Annotated in this window: 20 protein-coding genes; 14 read left to right on the top strand and 6 right to left on the bottom strand. The window is 67.9% G+C overall.

Going from position 1 to position 15,967, the window contains the following annotated elements; genetic code table 11:
• The first annotated feature begins 239 nt into the window (after positions 1–239).
• From MHN84_RS18260 to MHN84_RS18220, 9 genes are all read left to right on the top strand, one after another.
• The gene (locus MHN84_RS18260) at positions 240–1,076 is read left to right on the top strand and encodes a PE-PPE domain-containing protein (protein WP_241205911.1); all 837 of its coding nucleotides are present in this window, start codon (positions 240–242) and stop codon (positions 1,074–1,076) included.
• Positions 1,073–1,240 (top strand): hypothetical protein, encoded by a 168-nt coding sequence (locus MHN84_RS18255; protein WP_241205910.1) that lies wholly within the window; start codon positions 1,073–1,075, stop codon positions 1,238–1,240. The genes MHN84_RS18260 and MHN84_RS18255 overlap by 4 nt, the downstream gene beginning before the upstream one ends.
• Positions 1,241–1,355: 115 nt before the next feature.
• A complete protein-coding gene (locus MHN84_RS18250) occupies positions 1,356–2,510 on the top strand; it encodes a glycoside hydrolase family 25 protein (protein WP_241205909.1) in 1,155 nt (384 codons plus the stop codon).
• The gene (locus MHN84_RS18245; protein ID WP_241205908.1) at positions 2,510–2,836 is read left to right on the top strand and encodes a hypothetical protein; all 327 of its coding nucleotides are present in this window, start codon (positions 2,510–2,512) and stop codon (positions 2,834–2,836) included. The genes MHN84_RS18250 and MHN84_RS18245 overlap by 1 nt, the downstream gene beginning before the upstream one ends.
• On the top strand, positions 2,833–3,624 hold the full coding sequence (locus tag MHN84_RS18240) for a PE-PPE domain-containing protein (RefSeq protein WP_241205907.1): 792 nt from the start codon (positions 2,833–2,835) through the stop codon (positions 3,622–3,624). The genes MHN84_RS18245 and MHN84_RS18240 overlap by 4 nt, the downstream gene beginning before the upstream one ends.
• A 10-nt stretch (positions 3,625–3,634) precedes the next feature.
• Positions 3,635–3,853 carry a hypothetical protein gene (locus tag MHN84_RS18235; protein ID WP_241205906.1) on the top strand — a complete coding sequence of 73 codons (219 nt, stop codon included), beginning with the start codon at positions 3,635–3,637 and terminating at the stop codon, positions 3,851–3,853.
• A complete protein-coding gene (locus MHN84_RS18230) occupies positions 3,853–4,278 on the top strand; it encodes a hypothetical protein (RefSeq protein WP_241205905.1) in 426 nt (141 codons plus the stop codon). The genes MHN84_RS18235 and MHN84_RS18230 overlap by 1 nt, the downstream gene beginning before the upstream one ends.
• Positions 4,271–4,675, top strand: a complete 405-nt coding sequence (locus MHN84_RS18225; RefSeq protein WP_241205904.1) for a hypothetical protein — start codon at positions 4,271–4,273, stop codon at positions 4,673–4,675. Before MHN84_RS18230 ends, MHN84_RS18225 begins: the two co-directional genes overlap by 8 nt.
• A complete protein-coding gene (locus MHN84_RS18220) occupies positions 4,672–5,112 on the top strand; it encodes a hypothetical protein (RefSeq protein ID WP_241205903.1) in 441 nt (146 codons plus the stop codon). The genes MHN84_RS18225 and MHN84_RS18220 overlap by 4 nt, the downstream gene beginning before the upstream one ends.
• A 175-nt stretch (positions 5,113–5,287) precedes the next feature.
• On the opposite strand, the gene MHN84_RS18215 is transcribed toward MHN84_RS18220, so the two are convergent.
• The 3 genes from MHN84_RS18215 to MHN84_RS18205 form a co-directional block, all read right to left on the bottom strand.
• The gene (locus MHN84_RS18215; RefSeq protein ID WP_241205902.1) at positions 5,288–5,617 is read right to left on the bottom strand and encodes a DUF732 domain-containing protein; all 330 of its coding nucleotides are present in this window, start codon (positions 5,615–5,617) and stop codon (positions 5,288–5,290) included.
• Between the two features lie 218 nt (positions 5,618–5,835).
• A complete protein-coding gene (locus MHN84_RS18210) occupies positions 5,836–6,828 on the bottom strand; it encodes a tyrosine-type recombinase/integrase (RefSeq protein WP_241205901.1) in 993 nt (330 codons plus the stop codon).
• A gap of 210 nt (positions 6,829–7,038) precedes the next feature.
• The gene (locus MHN84_RS18205) at positions 7,039–7,281 is read right to left on the bottom strand and encodes a CsbD family protein (protein WP_241205900.1); all 243 of its coding nucleotides are present in this window, start codon (positions 7,279–7,281) and stop codon (positions 7,039–7,041) included.
• A gap of 165 nt (positions 7,282–7,446) precedes the next feature.
• On the opposite strand from MHN84_RS18205, the gene MHN84_RS18200 reads away from it, so the two are divergent.
• Both MHN84_RS18200 and MHN84_RS18195 read left to right on the top strand, forming a co-directional pair.
• Positions 7,447–8,010, top strand: coding sequence for a dihydrofolate reductase family protein (locus tag MHN84_RS18200; RefSeq protein ID WP_241205924.1), 564 nt, complete (start codon positions 7,447–7,449; stop codon positions 8,008–8,010).
• A 9-nt stretch (positions 8,011–8,019) separates the two neighbouring features.
• Positions 8,020–8,484 (top strand): LppP/LprE family lipoprotein, encoded by a 465-nt coding sequence (locus tag MHN84_RS18195; RefSeq protein WP_241205899.1) that lies wholly within the window; start codon positions 8,020–8,022, stop codon positions 8,482–8,484.
• Between the two features lies 1 nt (position 8,485).
• Here MHN84_RS18195 and MHN84_RS18190 read toward each other — a convergent pair whose 3' ends face one another.
• Complete coding sequence (locus MHN84_RS18190) at positions 8,486–10,447, bottom strand: acyl-CoA dehydrogenase (RefSeq protein WP_241205898.1); 1,962 nt, start codon at positions 10,445–10,447, stop codon at positions 8,486–8,488.
• Positions 10,448–10,549: 102 nt separating this feature from the next.
• Here MHN84_RS18190 and MHN84_RS18185 point away from each other — a divergent pair, with 102 nt between their 5' ends.
• Positions 10,550–11,272 carry a VIT1/CCC1 transporter family protein gene (locus MHN84_RS18185; RefSeq protein ID WP_241205897.1) on the top strand — a complete coding sequence of 241 codons (723 nt, stop codon included), beginning with the start codon at positions 10,550–10,552 and terminating at the stop codon, positions 11,270–11,272.
• Positions 11,273–11,276: 4 nt separating this feature from the next.
• Here the strand turns inward: MHN84_RS18185 and MHN84_RS18180 are convergent, their stop codons facing one another.
• Entirely contained in the window at positions 11,277–12,488 is a 1,212-nt protein-coding gene (locus tag MHN84_RS18180) for an MFS transporter (protein WP_241205923.1), read from the bottom strand.
• Between the two features lie 61 nt (positions 12,489–12,549).
• Positions 12,550–12,987 (bottom strand): MarR family winged helix-turn-helix transcriptional regulator, encoded by a 438-nt coding sequence (locus tag MHN84_RS18175; protein ID WP_241205896.1) that lies wholly within the window; start codon positions 12,985–12,987, stop codon positions 12,550–12,552.
• Positions 12,988–13,053: 66 nt separating this feature from the next.
• On the opposite strand from MHN84_RS18175, the gene MHN84_RS18170 reads away from it, so the two are divergent.
• Complete coding sequence (locus tag MHN84_RS18170; protein WP_241205895.1) at positions 13,054–15,123, top strand: ATP-binding cassette domain-containing protein; 2,070 nt, start codon at positions 13,054–13,056, stop codon at positions 15,121–15,123.
• Positions 15,051–15,956 carry a CbiQ family ECF transporter T component gene (locus MHN84_RS18165; RefSeq protein ID WP_374238384.1) on the top strand — a complete coding sequence of 302 codons (906 nt, stop codon included), beginning with the start codon at positions 15,051–15,053 and terminating at the stop codon, positions 15,954–15,956. The genes MHN84_RS18170 and MHN84_RS18165 overlap by 73 nt, the downstream gene beginning before the upstream one ends.
• Positions 15,957–15,967: the final 11 nt, after the last annotated feature.

The following is a 15,967-nucleotide window of genomic DNA, read 5'->3' as shown; positions in this document are numbered from 1 at the left end:
CATGGCGGGCATCATCTACTCGATGTGGGTGTCCGCGGCCGACACCGTCACAGTGCGCGCCACGAACGTCACAGCAGGCGCTTTGGACCCACCCACCGGCACGTTCAAGGCGGCGATCGTCCGATGAGACGTCGTTTGGCTCTTGTCGCGGCCATCACGGTCGTCGCCCTGGCCGCAGACCTTGGGATTGCCTACTGGTGGATCATCTGTGGCCCGTTCCCCGAGAGTGCGTGGCCGTCGTGACCACGATCAAGGTCTTCACCCTCAACGGCCTGATCCCGACGGTGCTGCCCATCTCGACGCTGCTACCCAGGCGGTGGCTCGGGGGGCAGCTGTTCGACAAGCCGTTCACGCGGCGCGACATCCGGTACAAGAACTGGCTGCCGGTGCGCGCATGGGCTGAGGAAGCTGCCGAGAAGGTGATCGACGAGGCGCTCAAGCCTGGCCCGAAGATCTTCCTAGGCCAGTCCGAGGGCGCCGAGGTGTGCTGCATCGCGCTGCGGGAAGGTGTCGGCGGCGCTGACCCCGAGGACAACGTGTTCGTGCTCACCGGCAACCCCGAGCGCAAGTACGGCGGCATGCTACTGGCGCCCAATGGTGTGCGGCCGCCGTGGGCCAAGCCGGCATACGGCGGCGTCGGCTTCCCGGCTGACACGCCTTTCCGCGTCTGGGATGTCGCGCGTCAGTATGACCGCTTCGCCGACTTCCCTACAGTGAATGTCAAAGAGGCGCTAGACAACAACGCCGCCGGTGGCAGCCTGCACATCAACTACACGGGTGTGCGCGTGGGTGATCCAGCCAACGTCAAGCGCGTCGAGGGCAACGTCACCTACGAGCTGCAGCCGACGTTCCCGATGCCGATGGTGCGCAAGTTCGGCAAGGGTCTCGACCGTCAGGCGATCGAGGATCAGCAGATCCGCGCGACTGTCGAGAAGGGCTACGTGCGGCCGTCGGGGCTCAAGGTGCCGACGCAGACGATCGCGCGGCTCGACGAGGGCGATGGTGGTTACGACGTGGTTGCGCGGCGTGCGGTGCGGGTGAGCGACAGCCGCGTGATCTGGAATCCGTTCGCGTGACCCTGTTCGACCACCTCGACGTCTTCGGCATCGGCAACGAGGGGCAGCCCGAGGACAGGTGCGACACGTGCGGCCGGCCCGTCGATGAGCACCAGGGGCGACCGGCGCGGCGTGCGTCGACCGTGTGGATTCATCGCTGGCACGCCCTCCGCGCCTTTCTTTAAGCCGTAACCCGACGCCGCGCTGCAAATAGCCCCTGAGCTGCAGCGATCTATTTCAGATGTAAACCGCACCTTTCGTCAGTGCGGCACCTTCGTCACGCCTGCCGAAAGGATGCCTGTGGCCATCACCCGCGCGAACGCCGAAGCGACCAAGGCGTTCATCCGTGCTCGCCTCGGCAACCCCTACGTCTACGGCGGCGCCCTGTCGCCGACGAACGTGCGCCAGGGCACCGACTGCTCGGAAGCCGTGCAGACCGTCCTCGAGATGGCGCAGGGCCGCTACCAACCGGGCCGTCAAGCCAACGGTGCCACCACCGAGTCCTATCGCTACATCCCGATCGGTGGCGTCGGCCCGCTCGGCACCATCCGCGTCGGCTCACCGCGCGACATCCCCGCCGACGCCGCGGTCAAGATCGCACTGCATCACGGTCCCGGCGGCGGCGCGAACAGCCATATGTGGTGCGAGATCGACGGCATGCGTGTGGAATCCGCCGGTAGCAAGGGCCTCGTCTCCGGTGACCGCGCGCTGGCGATCGACAATGGCTACGCGACCGCCTGGGCATACCTGCCCGGCCCGATCATCGAGGACGGCACACCGGCCGCGGCAGAACCGGACCGCACCGTCTACGGCATCGACATCAGCAACCACCAGGGCACGATGGACCTGCAGCGGGTCAAGGCTGAGGGATTCGATTTCATCCTCTGCAAGGTGTCCGAGGGCGCGAACTACCGCGACCCGTTCTGGCCGTCGAACCGCGACAACGCCCGCGCGGCTGGCCTGATCCTCGCCGGCTACCACTACGTGCGCTCCGGCGACCCCATGGCCCAGGCGCGCACGTTCGTCGACCACCTCGGCGACAAGGCGATCCCCGCGATGCTCGATTTCGAGTCTGGCTCGGGCGACATGACGCAGTTCTGGGCAGTCAAGGGCGCGATCGAGTCGCTCGGCGTGCGCGTCGCGCTGTCCTACATTCCCGACTGGTACTGGGAGCGGATCGGGCGGCCGGACCTTTCCCGCGTGCCGGGCTTGATCCGCTCCGAGTACGTCAGTGGCAGCGGGTATGCCTCGGTGCTCTACCCAGGTGACAACTCGCCGAAGTGGGGCGCATACGGCGGTCGCGCGCCCGACATCCTCCAATTCACCGACCGCGCGCTCGTGGCCGGTAAGTCCGTGGACGCCAACGCATTCCGCGGCACTCCCGAAAAGCTCCGCGACCTGCTCGGGTTGTCGGATTGGACCGCTATCTACCTCGAACTGATGGGAGCCAACTGATGGCAACAGCACAAGAAGTCGCCGACGAGTTCAACGGCGTCGCCCCCGACGATCACCACGCCGCCGTCATGGGTGCCGGCGGGCCCGCGCCCTACGTCGCGCGCTCGGTGCAGGACAAGGTGACCCACGCCGCCAAGGAGGTCACCCTCTGGCTGCCCGGTCGCACACTCGACAGCGACGAGCTCAAGAAGCTGGCCGCCGACGCGCAGCGCAAGGACACCACCCTCGGCCACGCGATCAACGCGGCCAGCCTCGCCCGGGTGAACCACGAGATCCTCAAGCGCATCGCAGCCAAGACCGGCGTGGACATCAGCGACATCCGATGACCGCCACTCTGCTCACGGCCGCGGGCACGTGGGCGGGCTGGGACATGGGCTACCCGGCCGACATCGCCCGCGCGGTGATTCCCGGCGAGTGGGATGCGCTGGCGGCCGAGCTCGGCGGCGAAGAGTTCCGGCAGAAGTACCGCTGGCAGCCCATCGGCTACCCGGCCAGCTTCGGACCGATCCCGCCCGCAGCACCAGGCGCACCGTCCTACGCCGCGTCAGTGTCGCAGGGTGTCGTCGAGGGCGTGCGGCTGATCAACCAGACGCCCGGCCCGTTCATCCTCATCGGCTACAGCCAGGGCGCCGAAGTCACCGGCCGCATCGAGCTCGAGCTCACCACCGGATCGCTGCAGCACCGCCTCGCCGATTGCCCGCTCCACATCACCCTCGGCGACCCGTGCCGCCAGGAGGATGACGAGACGATCGGCGGGGGCGACGGGTGGGGGATCTCGCGACTCGTCATCCCACACAAGACGATCCGCAAGGTCACCTACGCGCTGCCCGGCGACATGTACGCCTGCACGCCGAAGGGTGAGGCCGGCGAGAACATGACCGCGATGTACGCGCTGCTCACCCAGCTCGGCGGTACACCGCTCGAGCTGTGGCAGGCAGTCATGGCCGACGACGGGCTCGCACACCAGCTCATGGATCTCACCGGCAAACCGCTCATCGGTGTCGTCTCGCTGATCCAGTCCCTCTCCCGGCTGGTCTCGTTCCTGCAGACGCAGGCGCACACCTCCTACCGCATCGATCACGCCGTGCAACTGCTGCGCGAGCTCGACATCTGAAAGGCACACCATGATCACGAAGCTCACCGCCGAACAGCGCCAGCGCCTCTATGGCAGCGCCGCCGCGGTGCTCGTCTTGCTGGGCATCTACAAGATCGTCGCGCCCGAGGATGCGCCGCTGTGGCTGAACCTGGTCGCCAACATCCTCGGCCTCGGCTATCCGGCCGTCGCGAGCACCACCGCGACCGTGGTGGTCAAGCAGCAGCGCGAAGACGGCACGCTGTCCTGATGCCCGGCTCAAGCCGGATCGTTCACCGCAACTCCCTCTGCCTCGGCGTCATCGCTGTCGCGTTCGGCGCCACGATCATCGGTTGTCACATCGAGTCCGGCGGTCGTCGGTGGGCTGCAGCGGCATGGACGTTCGCGCTCAAGGTGCCGGGATCGCCCGCGACATGGGGCGGCCTGGTGCTGGTCGCCGGCGTGCTGATCATCGCCGGGTATCGGCGCGAGCGGCAACGACTGCGCATCATTGGCTGCTGGCTGGCGTTCTGGTGGTTCACCGCTCTCGCCGCAGCAGCGTGCATCGCGTTCGCCGCGGACCTCATACGCAACGAGGACGTCGTCAACCCGCTCTCGCTCATCACGTGGCTGTGCTTCGCGGCGATGTTCCGGCTGCACATTCGCGACGAGCACGGGTTGCGACGAGATGCGTAACCGCCGCCGCGACGCCCGCCACCCGATCGTCCTCGCCTCAATGGGCACGCTGTCTTACATCTCGGCCTCACAGCTGTGGTTCGGTCCGTCCGGCTCGACCGTGGTGCGCGAGATGGACCGCTGGTCGCAGAACGCCTTCTCGGCGGTGCTGCTGGCCTCGACACTGGCGTGCATCGCGGCGGCCTGGCTGCGGCGTGAACCCCGGGGAGCGTGGGTCGAGATGCTCGGCATGCTCGGATGCTCGGCCGCGCTGTTCTACTACAGCCGCAACATCCCCGAGGCGGTGCCGACGACCTGGAATACCAGCATGGCGCTCGCGTTCACCGGCACCGCGATCGGGGCTGCGGTTCGCGCCGGCCTGGTCTGGCGCATGATCCGACGTCGGGACACCTGGTGAAGTGGGGCGAGCTCGGCCAATGGGGGTTGACGATCGGCCTGACGCTGGTGATCTCGCTGGCCACCCGGTATCTCGAGCTGCCGAAGCTGCGCGGCGAGGGCAAGAAGGCCGGCGCCGAGGGGGCCAAGGCCGAGGCTGACGCCGATCTCGTCGACGTCGAGGCGCGCATCCGAGAGTGGAACGAGCACATTCGGCTCGCGCGCGATGCTCAGCACAGCGCCGAGGAAGCTCGCGACGGATGCCGCGCCAGCCTGGGCCGGTCGCTGTCCGCGCTGGAATCGGTGCTCGACGCATCTGATCGCACGCTCTCGCTGATCGAGCGGCTGATGACCAAGGTGGCGCCCGAGTCGCTGACCACTCAGGACCACGAGGACGTCAACGACCTGCGCGCGACGTTCCGCACTGCGCGACGGGAGCTCTGGGAACTGCGGCCGTGAGCGCGCCGCAGGGTGACCCCGAGATCGAGATCTGGTTCGCCGCGCTGTGCATCCTGATCGCCGTCGGTACCGCGGTGCTGGTGGTCGTGCTGATCGGCTGACCTGCGACGTTTCCGGTTTTGAACACGAAAATGAGGCCCACTCGGCAATGCGCCGGGTGGGCCTCATAACTTGTTCATGAGCCGTGGCGGAACTCGGGACAGTACGACTCAGTGGCCGCGCCGAGAAAGAGCCTGCCTTGAGCTATCGACCACCCCTGGCGACTGGCCAGCTGCTCAGCTGCGTTGGCGCTGGACGTGCCGGGGTTCTGCTTGAACGCGGTACAGGTGGCGATGGCGAGCAGGCGGGCGTCATCGAAGGCGATCGGCAGGCCGGCGATGTCGTTCGCGAAGGCCGCGCGAGACTCGGTCGTTGGCGTCAGCGGGATCGGCGATGTGCGCGGAATGTCACTGCCTCCGCTCTTGTCGGCCGACTCGCCACTGCCAGTCACCATGACGCCGAACACGCACCCCGACACGCACCCCGCCGTGAAGAGTCCTGTGGATAGCGCAACAACCGCGCCGGTACGCCAACGACCTTCCCCCATGCACGCGCATCCTACGCGCGATCAGGCAGCGGCACTCCACGTTCGCTCGGGCCGCTCGTCGTCGGGCAGGCTCACCGCGACGGCGATGCTGTGCAGGGCCAGAAGGGTGGCGGTGAGGTCGTCGGGGGGCTCGTCGGTCATGTCGGCGAAATCCTCGGCCGCGGCGTCCAGCCAGCAGCCGCCTCGGTGACAGCACGGACGTCGCGGCTTGCGACCGCTACATAGATTTGCGTCGTGGCCACGCTGGCATGTCCGAGCGCCTCCTTCACCGCAATCAGGTTCCCAGTGCCGGCCAGGCCGCGGGTTGCATACCGGTGTCTTAGCTTATGCATCGACCAGCCCGATGGCATCAGCCGTGAAAGAAGGCGGCCAACGTAGTCGGGGGAGATGTGCCCGTCGATCTGCCCGGCGAATAGGTAGCCGCGCGGGCAGAACTCGCGGATCTCATTGGCGACACTGTCGGTGATCGGTACAACACGCTGGCGGCCGCCCTTGCCGTGCACGATGAGCGCCCATCCGTCAACGTCGATGACAAGATCTTCACGTCGGCAGACGGCGACCTCGGCGCGGCGCATCCCGACTTCGCCGGCGAGGCGCGCCATCATCCGGACGCGCGGTGTGCTCATCGCGAGCAGCTCAGACCAGATGTCGTCGGGGCATGGCCGCGGCCGCGGTTTCTCGCCGGCGACTCGCGGTAGTGCGAGCGCCGGGTTTGCCGAGACGAGACCTCTATCAACGCAGAAATCGAAGAAGCTGATCAGTGATCGTCGTAGGCCCTTGCGGTGTTCGTTCGACCACGTCTGATCCTCGCAAATCTCCACGATCGTCGATAGCGACAGCTCGCGTGGATGCTGCGTCCCAGATCGTCGGGCGATGCTGCGGACGTGGCCGCGCCGCAGTCGCAGTGTGGTTGATCGAGTGCCGCCGATCCGAAGCCATGCAATCCATTGTTGAACAGCATGTTCCCAGATCGCGGGCAGCGAGTAACTCCGTTTGTCTTCCATTCCATCCCGTTCCGCCAGCCCCGACTTACCTTCTATTGTTACCAGCGTTACAGGCGTATTGGCAAACTTTACCAGGTTCTTTTTCGCTCTGGCAGCAAACGGAATGACGTTTGAAGAATGCGTCATCTTTGTGTGGTCACATCCCGCTCGCGGCGGGAAATTCCCAGCTGGAATCCAGGTCGTCGTCAGCTGACCCGCAGCCGAAGGGTTGCTGGTTCGAGTCCAGCCGGGGGAGCTCAGATTTCCCGCACGTCGCACACCGTGATCGCGGTCTGCGCCCAGAACGTAGACCGAGGGCCACACCCGGTACGGGTGTGGCCCTCGGTGTTCGTGCCCTCAGCTGTTGCGGGCTGCCTTCTGGCGGGTCTCCTGAGACTTCGCCTCGGCGCGGGCTGCTTCGGCTTCGGCCTCCTTCTTCGCGACGTCCTTCTGGGCCTCGGCCTTGTCCTGTTGCGCCTTGCCCTCCTCCTGGAGGCTGTCGCGGTTCAACACGATTCCGAGGACCTGCTTGACGATGCCCACCGCACCGTTGATGAGGCTGTTCACCGCGGCGAGCGGTCCACTGTTGTTGTCGGCCATGTCGTTGTCTCCTTGTCGCTTCGTACCTGTGCCGGTACTGATACCCCCGTGCTAGCTATTGCAAGCAACCAGCTAGCAGTTGTGTGCGGCGTCACACTCGTCCCTGACATGGGCGTCGAGCGGGTCGCCGCGATGAGTGCGGCGCCGCGGGGCAGTCTGACGTCCATGGGGAAATTGATCTACGGCTTCAACGTCTCCGTCGACGGCTACATCGCGGACGCGAACGGGTCGATCGACTGGAGTGCGCCGAGCGACGAACTGCACCAGTATTGGAATGATTTCGAGCGGCAGACCGCGCTGGCGTTCTACGGGCGGCGCCTCTATGAGCTGATGTCCCCCTACTGGACCACGGCCGACGATGACCCGGACGCGCCGCCGATCATCGTCGACTACGCGCGCGTCTGGCGGGCGATGCCCAAGGTCGTGTTCTCCCGCACTCTGCGGTCGGTCGACGGGAACGCCCGCCTGGAGCGCGGGGATCCGGTCGAGGTGGTCCGGCGGTTGAAAGCCGAGACCGACGGTCCTCTCGAGATCGCCGGTGCGACGCTGGCCGCACCGGTCGTACAGGCCGGGCTGGTCGACGAGTTCCGGATCGTGTTGGCCCCGACGGCGGTCGGTGGCGGCACGCCGTTCTTCCCGCCGCTGCCGTCCTGGATCTCGCTGCGACTGGTGGACAATCGCACGTTCCCCGGCGGCACGGTCCTGCTGCGCTACGAGGTCGACCGATAACGTGACGGCATGCGTATCTCGTCTGCCGTCGTCGCGATGACTGCCGTGCTGACGGCCGCATGCGGATGGAGCCCGCCCGGCCCGGCGCCGACGAGCACTCAGGCGTGCGGGCCAGGGCCCAGCGCGCAGTCGGTGGCCACCGAGATCTCGATGTTGCCGCAGGCGTCGTGGACCGAGAGCGCGCGCGGGCACGCCGCCGACTGTCGGTTGAACTGGGTGGTGGTGAGCTCCGGCGCCGCCTCCGACAGCCCCCAGCAGGTGCTGTTCTTCGACGGCGACAAAGGCGTCGGTTCGCCGACACCGGAACCGCGGCCCTACATCACCGTCACCGCGCAGGGCGATCACGACGCCCGCGTGCAGTATCAGTGGCGTCAGGGCGCCGACGCGGCGTGCTGCCCCACCGGGGTGGGATCGGCGCGCGTCACCCTCGAAGAGGGCAGGTTGACGATCCTCGACCCGATACCGGGGCCCTGAGTCAGATCACGCCCGCGCTGGTGGCGTCCTGACGGGTGTGCTCGTCGGCATCCGGAATGTGCTCCGGGTGCAGCATCTCGGCGTAGCGCAACTGCTCGGGGATGCCGAAGCCGTCGACCAAGAGTTCCGCGTAGGGACGCAGGCGCTTGCAGCGATCGTTGATCGCGCGGGTCACCGCCTTCGCGCGTTCGGTGGACAGGAAGCGGTGCTCGACGAACCACGACTTGTCCTCTTCGATCACCGTCAGCGCGTACAGATCGCACACCAGGCCCAGGATCTCGCGCGCGGTCCGGTCGTGGCAGGAGTCGATACCGGCGACGAACGCCTCGAACACGATGCGGTCGATGTGGGATTGCGCGACGTGGAGCACATGGTCCTGCACCGAGTTGAAGGCCTCGAAGGCGCTCATCTCCTTGGACTTGCTCTGCAGCCGCCGCGCCACCGACGCGGTCATGTACTCCTCGCGGTCTTCGAGCATCTTGGCCTGCGTGCCGCGGTTGAAGAGGCTGCCCTCTTCCTCGTTGTCCTGCCGCGAATCCAGAACTGTCTGCATGATCGTCTGGGCCGCAGTACGTTTGAGCACCCGCTCGCCGGCGAACCGGGCCGCGAAACCCACCCATTCGACCGGGCTCATCCCCTTGATGTCGTCGGCGTAGGCGGTCAGCAGCTCCTTGGCCACGAGCTGGAACAGCACATGGTTGTCGCCCTCGAAGGTGGTGAACACGTCGGTGTCGGCCTTGAGCGCGATCAGCCGGTTCTCGGCGAGATAGCCGGCGCCGCCGCACGCTTCACGCGCCTCCTGGATGGCGCGGGTGGCGTGCCAGGTGTTGGCGGCCTTCAGGCCTGCGGCCCGGGATTCCAGTTCGCGCTGTTCCTCGGGGTCCGGGTCGTCAGCGGTCTGGAGCTCGTGGCACTTGGCCACCAGCTCGTTCTGCGCGAACTGCAGCGCATACGAGCGGGCGATCAACGGGAACAGCCGGCGCTGGTGGACCAAGTAGTCCATCAGCAGCACCTCGCCGCCGTCGGGGTCGGAGAACTGACGCCGTTGTAGCGCGTAGCGCGTCGCGATGTCCAGCGCGACGCGAGCGGCCGCGCCGGCGCTGCCGCCGACTGTCACGCGGCCGCGGATCAGCGTGCCGAGCATCGTGAAGAAACGCCGGTTCGGGTTCTCGATCGGGGAGCTGTAGGTTCCGTCCGCGGCGACGTCGGCGTACTTGTTGAGCAGGTTCTCGCGCGGGACGCGCACGTTGTCGAACTGGATGCGGCCGTTGTCCACGCCGGGCAGGCCACCCTTGTAGTGACAGTCCGAGGTGGTGACGCCGGGCAGGTCGTTGCCGGCCTCGTCACGAATGGGCACGACGAAGCAGTGCACGCCGTGACCCTCGCCGTCCGGGGTGATCAGCTGAGCGAAAACCGTTGCGAATCGCGCCGTCTCGGCTGCGCCGCCGATGTAGTCCTTGCGCGAGGACGGGGTGGGGGAGTCGATGACGAACTCTTCGGTGGCCGGGTCGTAGGTGGCCGTCGTCTCCAGCGACTGTACATCGCTGCCGTGGCCGGTCTCGGTCATCGCGAAGCAGCCGAGCACCTCGAGGTCGATGAGCTTCTTGACGTAGGCCTCGTGGTGGCGTTCGGTGCCGAGGTTCTCGATCGCGCCGCCGAACAGGCCCCACTGCACACCCGCCTTGACCATCAGCGACAGATCGCTCATCGCGAGCATCTCGATCTGCGTGACGGCGGCTCCGACGTCGCCGTTGCCTCCGTGCTCTTTCTTGAAACCGTCCTCGGCGGCTCCGCGCGAGGCCATGATCCGCATCTGCTCGGCGACCTTGGTGCGCGCGATGACCGTGTTCGGGGTGTAGTGCGGTCGGAAGATGTCGTTGCTGAGTTCTTTACGCAACGCGTTCTTGGTGTCTCGCCAGCGGCCGTCGAGGCAGTTCCGTAGATGCTCCGCAGTGGTGGTCATATCTCGACGGTAGCCCTCGAAACCGCCGCGCAAACTGTGATGTCACAAACCCGTCCGAACCCGCTCTGCCGGGGCGCCCTGCCGCGGCGTTGAATGATCGCCATGACCGAGCCGCCGGGGGACGCAGCAGGAATTCACGTCGAGGACCATCGGCACGCCGATGTGACCGGAGGGTGGCTGCGCGCCGCCACGTTCGGCGCGATGGACGGCGTGGTCAGCAACACCGCGCTGATCGCCGGGGTGGCCGCGAGCGCCTCGGCGCACACCGTCGTGATCAGCGGCGTGGCGGGGCTGCTGGCAGGCAGCTTCTCGATGGCGCTCGGCGAGTACACCTCGGTCACGACGGCCAACGAACAGATCGACTCCGAGGTGCACGTGGAGCGGAAATCGTTTGCGCGCCAACCCGAGGCCGAGCAGGCCGAGCTGGTGGCCAAGCTCGTCTCGCTCGGGATGTCCGCCGAGACCGCGGCCAAGGCGTCGGAGGAGATCCACCAAGACGATCACAAGGCGATCAACTTCCACCTGATCCAGGAGCTCGGAGTCGACCCGCAGGACAAGCCCTCACCGTGGCTCGCGGCCGCCTCCTCGTTCGTGATGTTCGCGATCGGCGCGATCATCCCGCTGATCCCGTATCTGCTCGGGTACGAATCTCTCTGGGCCGGGCTGGCTTTCGGCGGCCTCGGGCTGATACTGGCCGGCGCCGCGGCGGCCCGCATCACCCGTCGGTCGCCGGTCATCGGCTCGGCGCGGCAGCTGGCGTTCGGCGCGGTCGCGATCGGCGCGACCTACCTCGTCGGCCACCTCATCGGCGTCGCCGCGACCTGAGCGTTCAGCTCTCGTTGCCGACGGTGACGGCGCGCGCCTCGTCGGTGAGTTCCTCGAGCTCGGTTTCCTCGTCGTCGATGTGGGCGAGATGGCGACGCGAGGCGGTCAGCACCGCCGCGGCCAGCAGCACGGCGCCTGCGCCCACCCAGAACGGCAGGTGGACGCTGACCTGCTCGCCGAGTACGCCGGCCAGCCACGGCGCGACGGCGGCGCCGGAAAACCGCATGAAGCTGTAGGCGGCCGAGGCGACACCGCGTTCCACGGGTGCGGCCTTCATGACGGTCTCGGTGATTAGCGTGTTGTTGATGCCGATCCACAGGCCCGCCACGACGACGCAGGCTGCCAGGATCGGCTTGTGATCGGTCCACACCGCCATCGCGGCGAGCGTGGCGGTCATCAGCACCAAGTTGATCACCAGTGTGCGCACGGTGCCGAAGCGGTGCTGGAGCCGCGGCGCGACGAAGACCGACGTGAACGCCAGAGCCAGACCCCAGCCGAAGAAGATCAGCCCGATCTCCTGTGCGCCCATGTCGAGGGGGAACGGCGTGAACGCCAGCAGCGTGAAGAAGCCGAAGTTGTACAGCAGCGCGGTGACCGCGACGCCGAGCAGCCCGCGGTGCGCGAGCGCCCGGAACGGGTCGGCCAGCGTGGTGGCCCGCGTGGCGGGTGGCGTGGCGGGCAACAGGAACGTGGTCACGACCAGGGCGATGGCCATCAAGACCGATACTCCGAAAAACGGCCCACGCCAAGAGATCTCGCCGAGCACACCACCGACGAGCGGGCCGACGGCGATGCCCAGGCCGAGTGCGGCCTCGTAGAGGATGATCGCCTGGGCGACCGATCCGCGCGCCGAACTGACGATCGTCGCCAGCGCCGTCGCGATGAACAGGGCGTTGCCCAGCCCCCAGAGCGCCCGCCAGCCGACGATGCCCATCACGGTGTCGGAGAGTCCGGCCAGCCCGGCGCCGGCGATGATGATCACCAGGCCGATCAGCAGCGTGCGCTTGGGTCCGATGCGGCTGGCCACCACGCCGGTGATCAGCATTGCCACGCCCATCACGGCCATGTAGCTGGTGAACAGCAGCGAGACCTGCGATGGGGAGGCGTTCAGGTTGTCGGCGATCGGCTTGAGGATCGGGTCGACGAGACCGATCCCCATGAACGCGACGACGGACGCGAAGGCGACGGCCCAGACGGCCTTGGGTTGGCGCCACATCTGTGTGTCGGCAGACACCGGCGAACCACTCCTTTCGATCAGTGGGATGACAGTGGGGAGATCAGTGCGACACCGCGGCGGACGTGGCGTCGTCGATCAGGCGATGCATCACGCGCACGGCCTCGGTGAGGCAGGCTCGGTCGGCCTCGCTGAGCCGTTCGAGATAGGGGTCGACGGCGGCGCCGCGATCGGCGCGCGCCTGACGCAGGGTGTTCTTGCCGTGCTCGGTGATCCGGATCAGGACGGCCCGGGCGTCCTGAGGGTCTGTGGTTCTCGTCACCAGGCCGGCGTCCTCGAGGCGGCGCACCTGTGTGGTCATCGTGGGCTGCGAGCAGTGATCCAGTGCGGCCAGATCGGAAATCCGCGCCTCACCGCGGTCGTCGATCGTGGACAGCAGGCGGGCCTGGGCGAACGGGAGTGGGATGCGAACCCGCTGGTTGGCCATGCGGTTGAGCCGTGCCACCACCGAAAGCAGGTCGGAACCGAGTGTGGAGGACATGCCGTCCATAATTGCATAGAATCCCTATGCAATCCACCTCGGGGGTCCGACTGGCAGAATCGTGCAATGACTTCGGCCGCATCGCAGCGCACGCCGCGACGGTCGGGCTCGCTGAAACCGGTCGAGCTGGCGCAGGCCGCGGTGATGGCGGCGCTGTGCGCGGCCATCGCCATCATCGCGGTGGTCGTTCCCTTCGCCGCAGGCCTCTCGCTGCTCGGCACGGTGCCGATGGGGCTGCTCGCCTATCGCTACCGGCTGCGGGTCGTGCTGACCGCGACGGTGGCCGGTGGCCTGGTGGCCTTCCTGATCGCCGGGATGGGCGGGCTCATGACCGTGGTGAACTGCGCCTACATCGGCGGGTTGACCGGGATCGTCAAACGGCGCGGTCGCGGCACCCCCACGGTGGTGGCCTCCGCGCTGGTCGCCGGCGCGATCTTCGGGGTCTTCATCGTGGGGGCCCTGGCGCTGCTGAGCCGCCTGCGCACCCTCATCTTCGATTCCGTCACCGCGAACATCACCGGGGTGGCCGCGATCATGCGCCGGATACCCCAACTCGAGGAGGCCGCGGGGCGCCTCGAGCGGGATTTCGCGACCGCACTGCACTACTGGCCGCTGATCTTCTTCGTCGTGGGCGTGTTCTCGATCACCTGGGTGAGCCTGGTCGGCTGGTGGGCGCTGTCCCGGGTGATGGCGCGGTTGATGGGCGTGCCCGACGTTCACAAGCTCGAGACCCCCGCCGACAACGGCCCGGTCGGTCCGGTGCCGCTGCAGCTGCGCGACGTCCGCTTCCGCTACCCGGGCACGCAACGTGACGCGCTGGGGCCGGTGTCCATGGCCGTCGAACCGGGCGAGCACGTGGCGGTCACCGGGGCCAACGGGTCGGGTAAGACGACGCTGATGCTGGTGCTCTCCGGCCGCGAACCCCTTGCGGGCACCATCGAGCGGCCGGGCAGCGTCGGGCTCGGCAAGAGCGGTGGCACCGCTGTGGTGATGCAGCACCCCGAGAGTCAGGTGCTCGGCACCCGCGTCGCCGACGACGTGGTCTGGGGTCTGCCGCCGGGCACCAGCCCCGACGTGGACCGCCTGCTCGGCGAGGTGGGTCTCGACGGATTCGGCGAACGGGACACCGGTGGCCTGTCCGGCGGTGAACTCCAGCGCCTGGCCGTGGCGGCCGCGCTCGCCCGTGAGCCGGCGCTGCTGATCGCCGACGAAGTGACCAGCATGGTGGATCAACAGGGCCGCGACGGCCTGATGTCCGTGTTGTCGGGGCTGACCCGGGCCCACCGCACCGCACTGGTGCACATCACGCACTACAACGACGAGGCCGAAGCCGCCGATCGCACGGTGGCGCTGTCGGGCAACGGTGCCAACGCCGACAACGTGAGCGGACCGGAGATGGTCGAGACCGCGGAGGTGCACGCGCCCCGCCCCGACCCCGCCGCCGACGCCGATCATCGAGCCGGCCCGCCGGTGCTCGAGCTGCGCGACGTCGGCCACATCTACGGTGACGGCACGCCCTGGGCCAAGACCGCGTTGACCGGCATCGACTTCTCGGTGCACGAGGGCGACGGCGTGTTGATCCACGGGCTCAACGGCTCCGGCAAGTCCACGCTGGCCTGGATCATGGCGGGGCTGACCGTGCCGAGCCGCGGCGCGTGCCTGCTCGACGGCACGCCCGTGTCCGAACAGGTCGGTGCCGTGGCGATATCGTTCCAGGCGGCCCGGCTGCAGCTGATGCGCAGCCATGTCGCGCTGGAGATCGCCTCGCTGGCCGGGTTCTCCAAATACGACCAGCAGAAGGTCACCGACGCCCTCAACACGGTGGGTCTGGATCCGACTCTGGCAGCGCGACGCATCGACCAGCTCAGCGGCGGCCAGATGCGGCGCGTCGTGCTCGCCGGGCTACTGGCCCGCTCCCCGCGCGCGCTGATCCTCGACGAACCGCTGGCCGGCCTGGATGCGGCGTCCGCCCAGGGACTGGTGCGTCTGCTCGAGGAGCTGCGCCGCCGTCGGCGGTTGACGGTCGTCGTCATCTCCCACGACTTCGCGGGCCTGGAGGGTCTGTGCCCGCGGACCCTGCACCTGCGCGACGGGGAACTGGCAACCGCGCCCACCACGGCCGGGGGTGTGACATGAGTGGCGCCCGCCCGCGTCGTCAGGTCGTGCTGCTGCGGCCGGTGCCGGGGCGCACCGTGATCCACGAGCTGTGGGCGGGGGCCAAGCTGATCATCGTCGCCGCCATCGGCGTTCTCCTCACCTTCTATCCGGGATGGTTGCCCATCGCCGCGGTGGCGGTGCTGATCGCGGTGTCGGCCCGGCTCGCCCGCATCCCGCGCGGCGTGCTGCCCTCGATTCCGAGGTGGCTGTGGTTTCTTGTCGCACTGGGCGGCCTGACCGCCACGTTCGCCGGTGGCAGCCCGGTGCTGTCCGTCGGATCGATGGAGATCGGGTTTGGTGGCCTGCTGAACTTCCTGCGCATCACCGCGCTGTCGATCGTGCTGCTCGGCCTCGGGGCGATGGTCTCGTGGACCACCAACGTCGCCGAGATCGCCCCTGCCGTCGCCGCTCTCGGACGTCCGCTGCGGCCGCTTCGGGTCCCGGTCGACGACTGGGCGGTGGCACTGGCGTTGTCGCTGAGGGCGTTTCCGATGCTGATCGACGAATTCAGCGTGCTCTACGCCGCTCGGCGGCTGCGTCCGCCGGATGTCGACGCCCACCGGCGCGGCCGCGGCAAGCGGTGGGCCTCGGAACTGATCGATCTGCTGGCCGCCGCGATCACCGTGGCGCTGCGACGCGCGGACGAGATGGGCGACGCGATCACCGCACGCGGTGGCGCAGGACAGATTTCGGCCGCGCCGTCGCGCCCGGCCCGCCGCGACTGGGTGGCCTTCGCGATCGTCGCCGTGGTGTGCGGCGCCGCCCTCGCGCTCGAGCTGACGGTGCTTCCCACCAGTAGCGCCCGCAACTGACCCACTACGGT

Source organism: Mycobacterium sp. PSTR-4-N, assembly GCF_022348085.1.
Taxonomy (GTDB): domain Bacteria; phylum Actinomycetota; class Actinomycetes; order Mycobacteriales; family Mycobacteriaceae; genus Mycobacterium.
Note: the sequence above shows the minus strand (reverse complement) of the source record. Positions and strands in the feature narration are given on the sequence as shown.

What these genes read in the sequence shown, in the direction of transcription:
- MHN84_RS18205 (WP_241205900.1), bottom strand. Translation starts at nt 7,281, where the DNA reads ATGGCCGACAACAACAGTGGACCGCTCGCCGCGGTGAACAGCCTCATC.
- MHN84_RS18210 (WP_241205901.1), bottom strand. Translation starts at nt 6,828, where the DNA reads ATGACGCATTCTTCAAACGTCATTCCGTTTGCTGCCAGAGCGAAAAAG.
- MHN84_RS18230 (WP_241205905.1), top strand. Translation starts at nt 3,853, where the DNA reads ATGCCCGGCTCAAGCCGGATCGTTCACCGCAACTCCCTCTGCCTCGGC.
- MHN84_RS18180 (WP_241205923.1), bottom strand. Translation starts at nt 12,488, where the DNA reads ATGTGGCGCCAACCCAAGGCCGTCTGGGCCGTCGCCTTCGCGTCCGTC.
- MHN84_RS18170 (WP_241205895.1), top strand. Translation starts at nt 13,054, where the DNA reads ATGACTTCGGCCGCATCGCAGCGCACGCCGCGACGGTCGGGCTCGCTG.
- MHN84_RS18245 (WP_241205908.1), top strand. Translation starts at nt 2,510, where the DNA reads ATGGCAACAGCACAAGAAGTCGCCGACGAGTTCAACGGCGTCGCCCCC.
- MHN84_RS18240 (WP_241205907.1), top strand. Translation starts at nt 2,833, where the DNA reads ATGACCGCCACTCTGCTCACGGCCGCGGGCACGTGGGCGGGCTGGGAC.
- MHN84_RS18200 (WP_241205924.1), top strand. Translation starts at nt 7,447, where the DNA reads ATGGGGAAATTGATCTACGGCTTCAACGTCTCCGTCGACGGCTACATC.
- MHN84_RS18235 (WP_241205906.1), top strand. Translation starts at nt 3,635, where the DNA reads ATGATCACGAAGCTCACCGCCGAACAGCGCCAGCGCCTCTATGGCAGC.
- MHN84_RS18185 (WP_241205897.1), top strand. Translation starts at nt 10,550, where the DNA reads ATGACCGAGCCGCCGGGGGACGCAGCAGGAATTCACGTCGAGGACCAT.
- MHN84_RS18175 (WP_241205896.1), bottom strand. Translation starts at nt 12,987, where the DNA reads ATGTCCTCCACACTCGGTTCCGACCTGCTTTCGGTGGTGGCACGGCTC.
- MHN84_RS18195 (WP_241205899.1), top strand. Translation starts at nt 8,020, where the DNA reads ATGCGTATCTCGTCTGCCGTCGTCGCGATGACTGCCGTGCTGACGGCC.
- MHN84_RS18190 (WP_241205898.1), bottom strand. Translation starts at nt 10,447, where the DNA reads ATGACCACCACTGCGGAGCATCTACGGAACTGCCTCGACGGCCGCTGG.
- MHN84_RS18225 (WP_241205904.1), top strand. Translation starts at nt 4,271, where the DNA reads ATGCGTAACCGCCGCCGCGACGCCCGCCACCCGATCGTCCTCGCCTCA.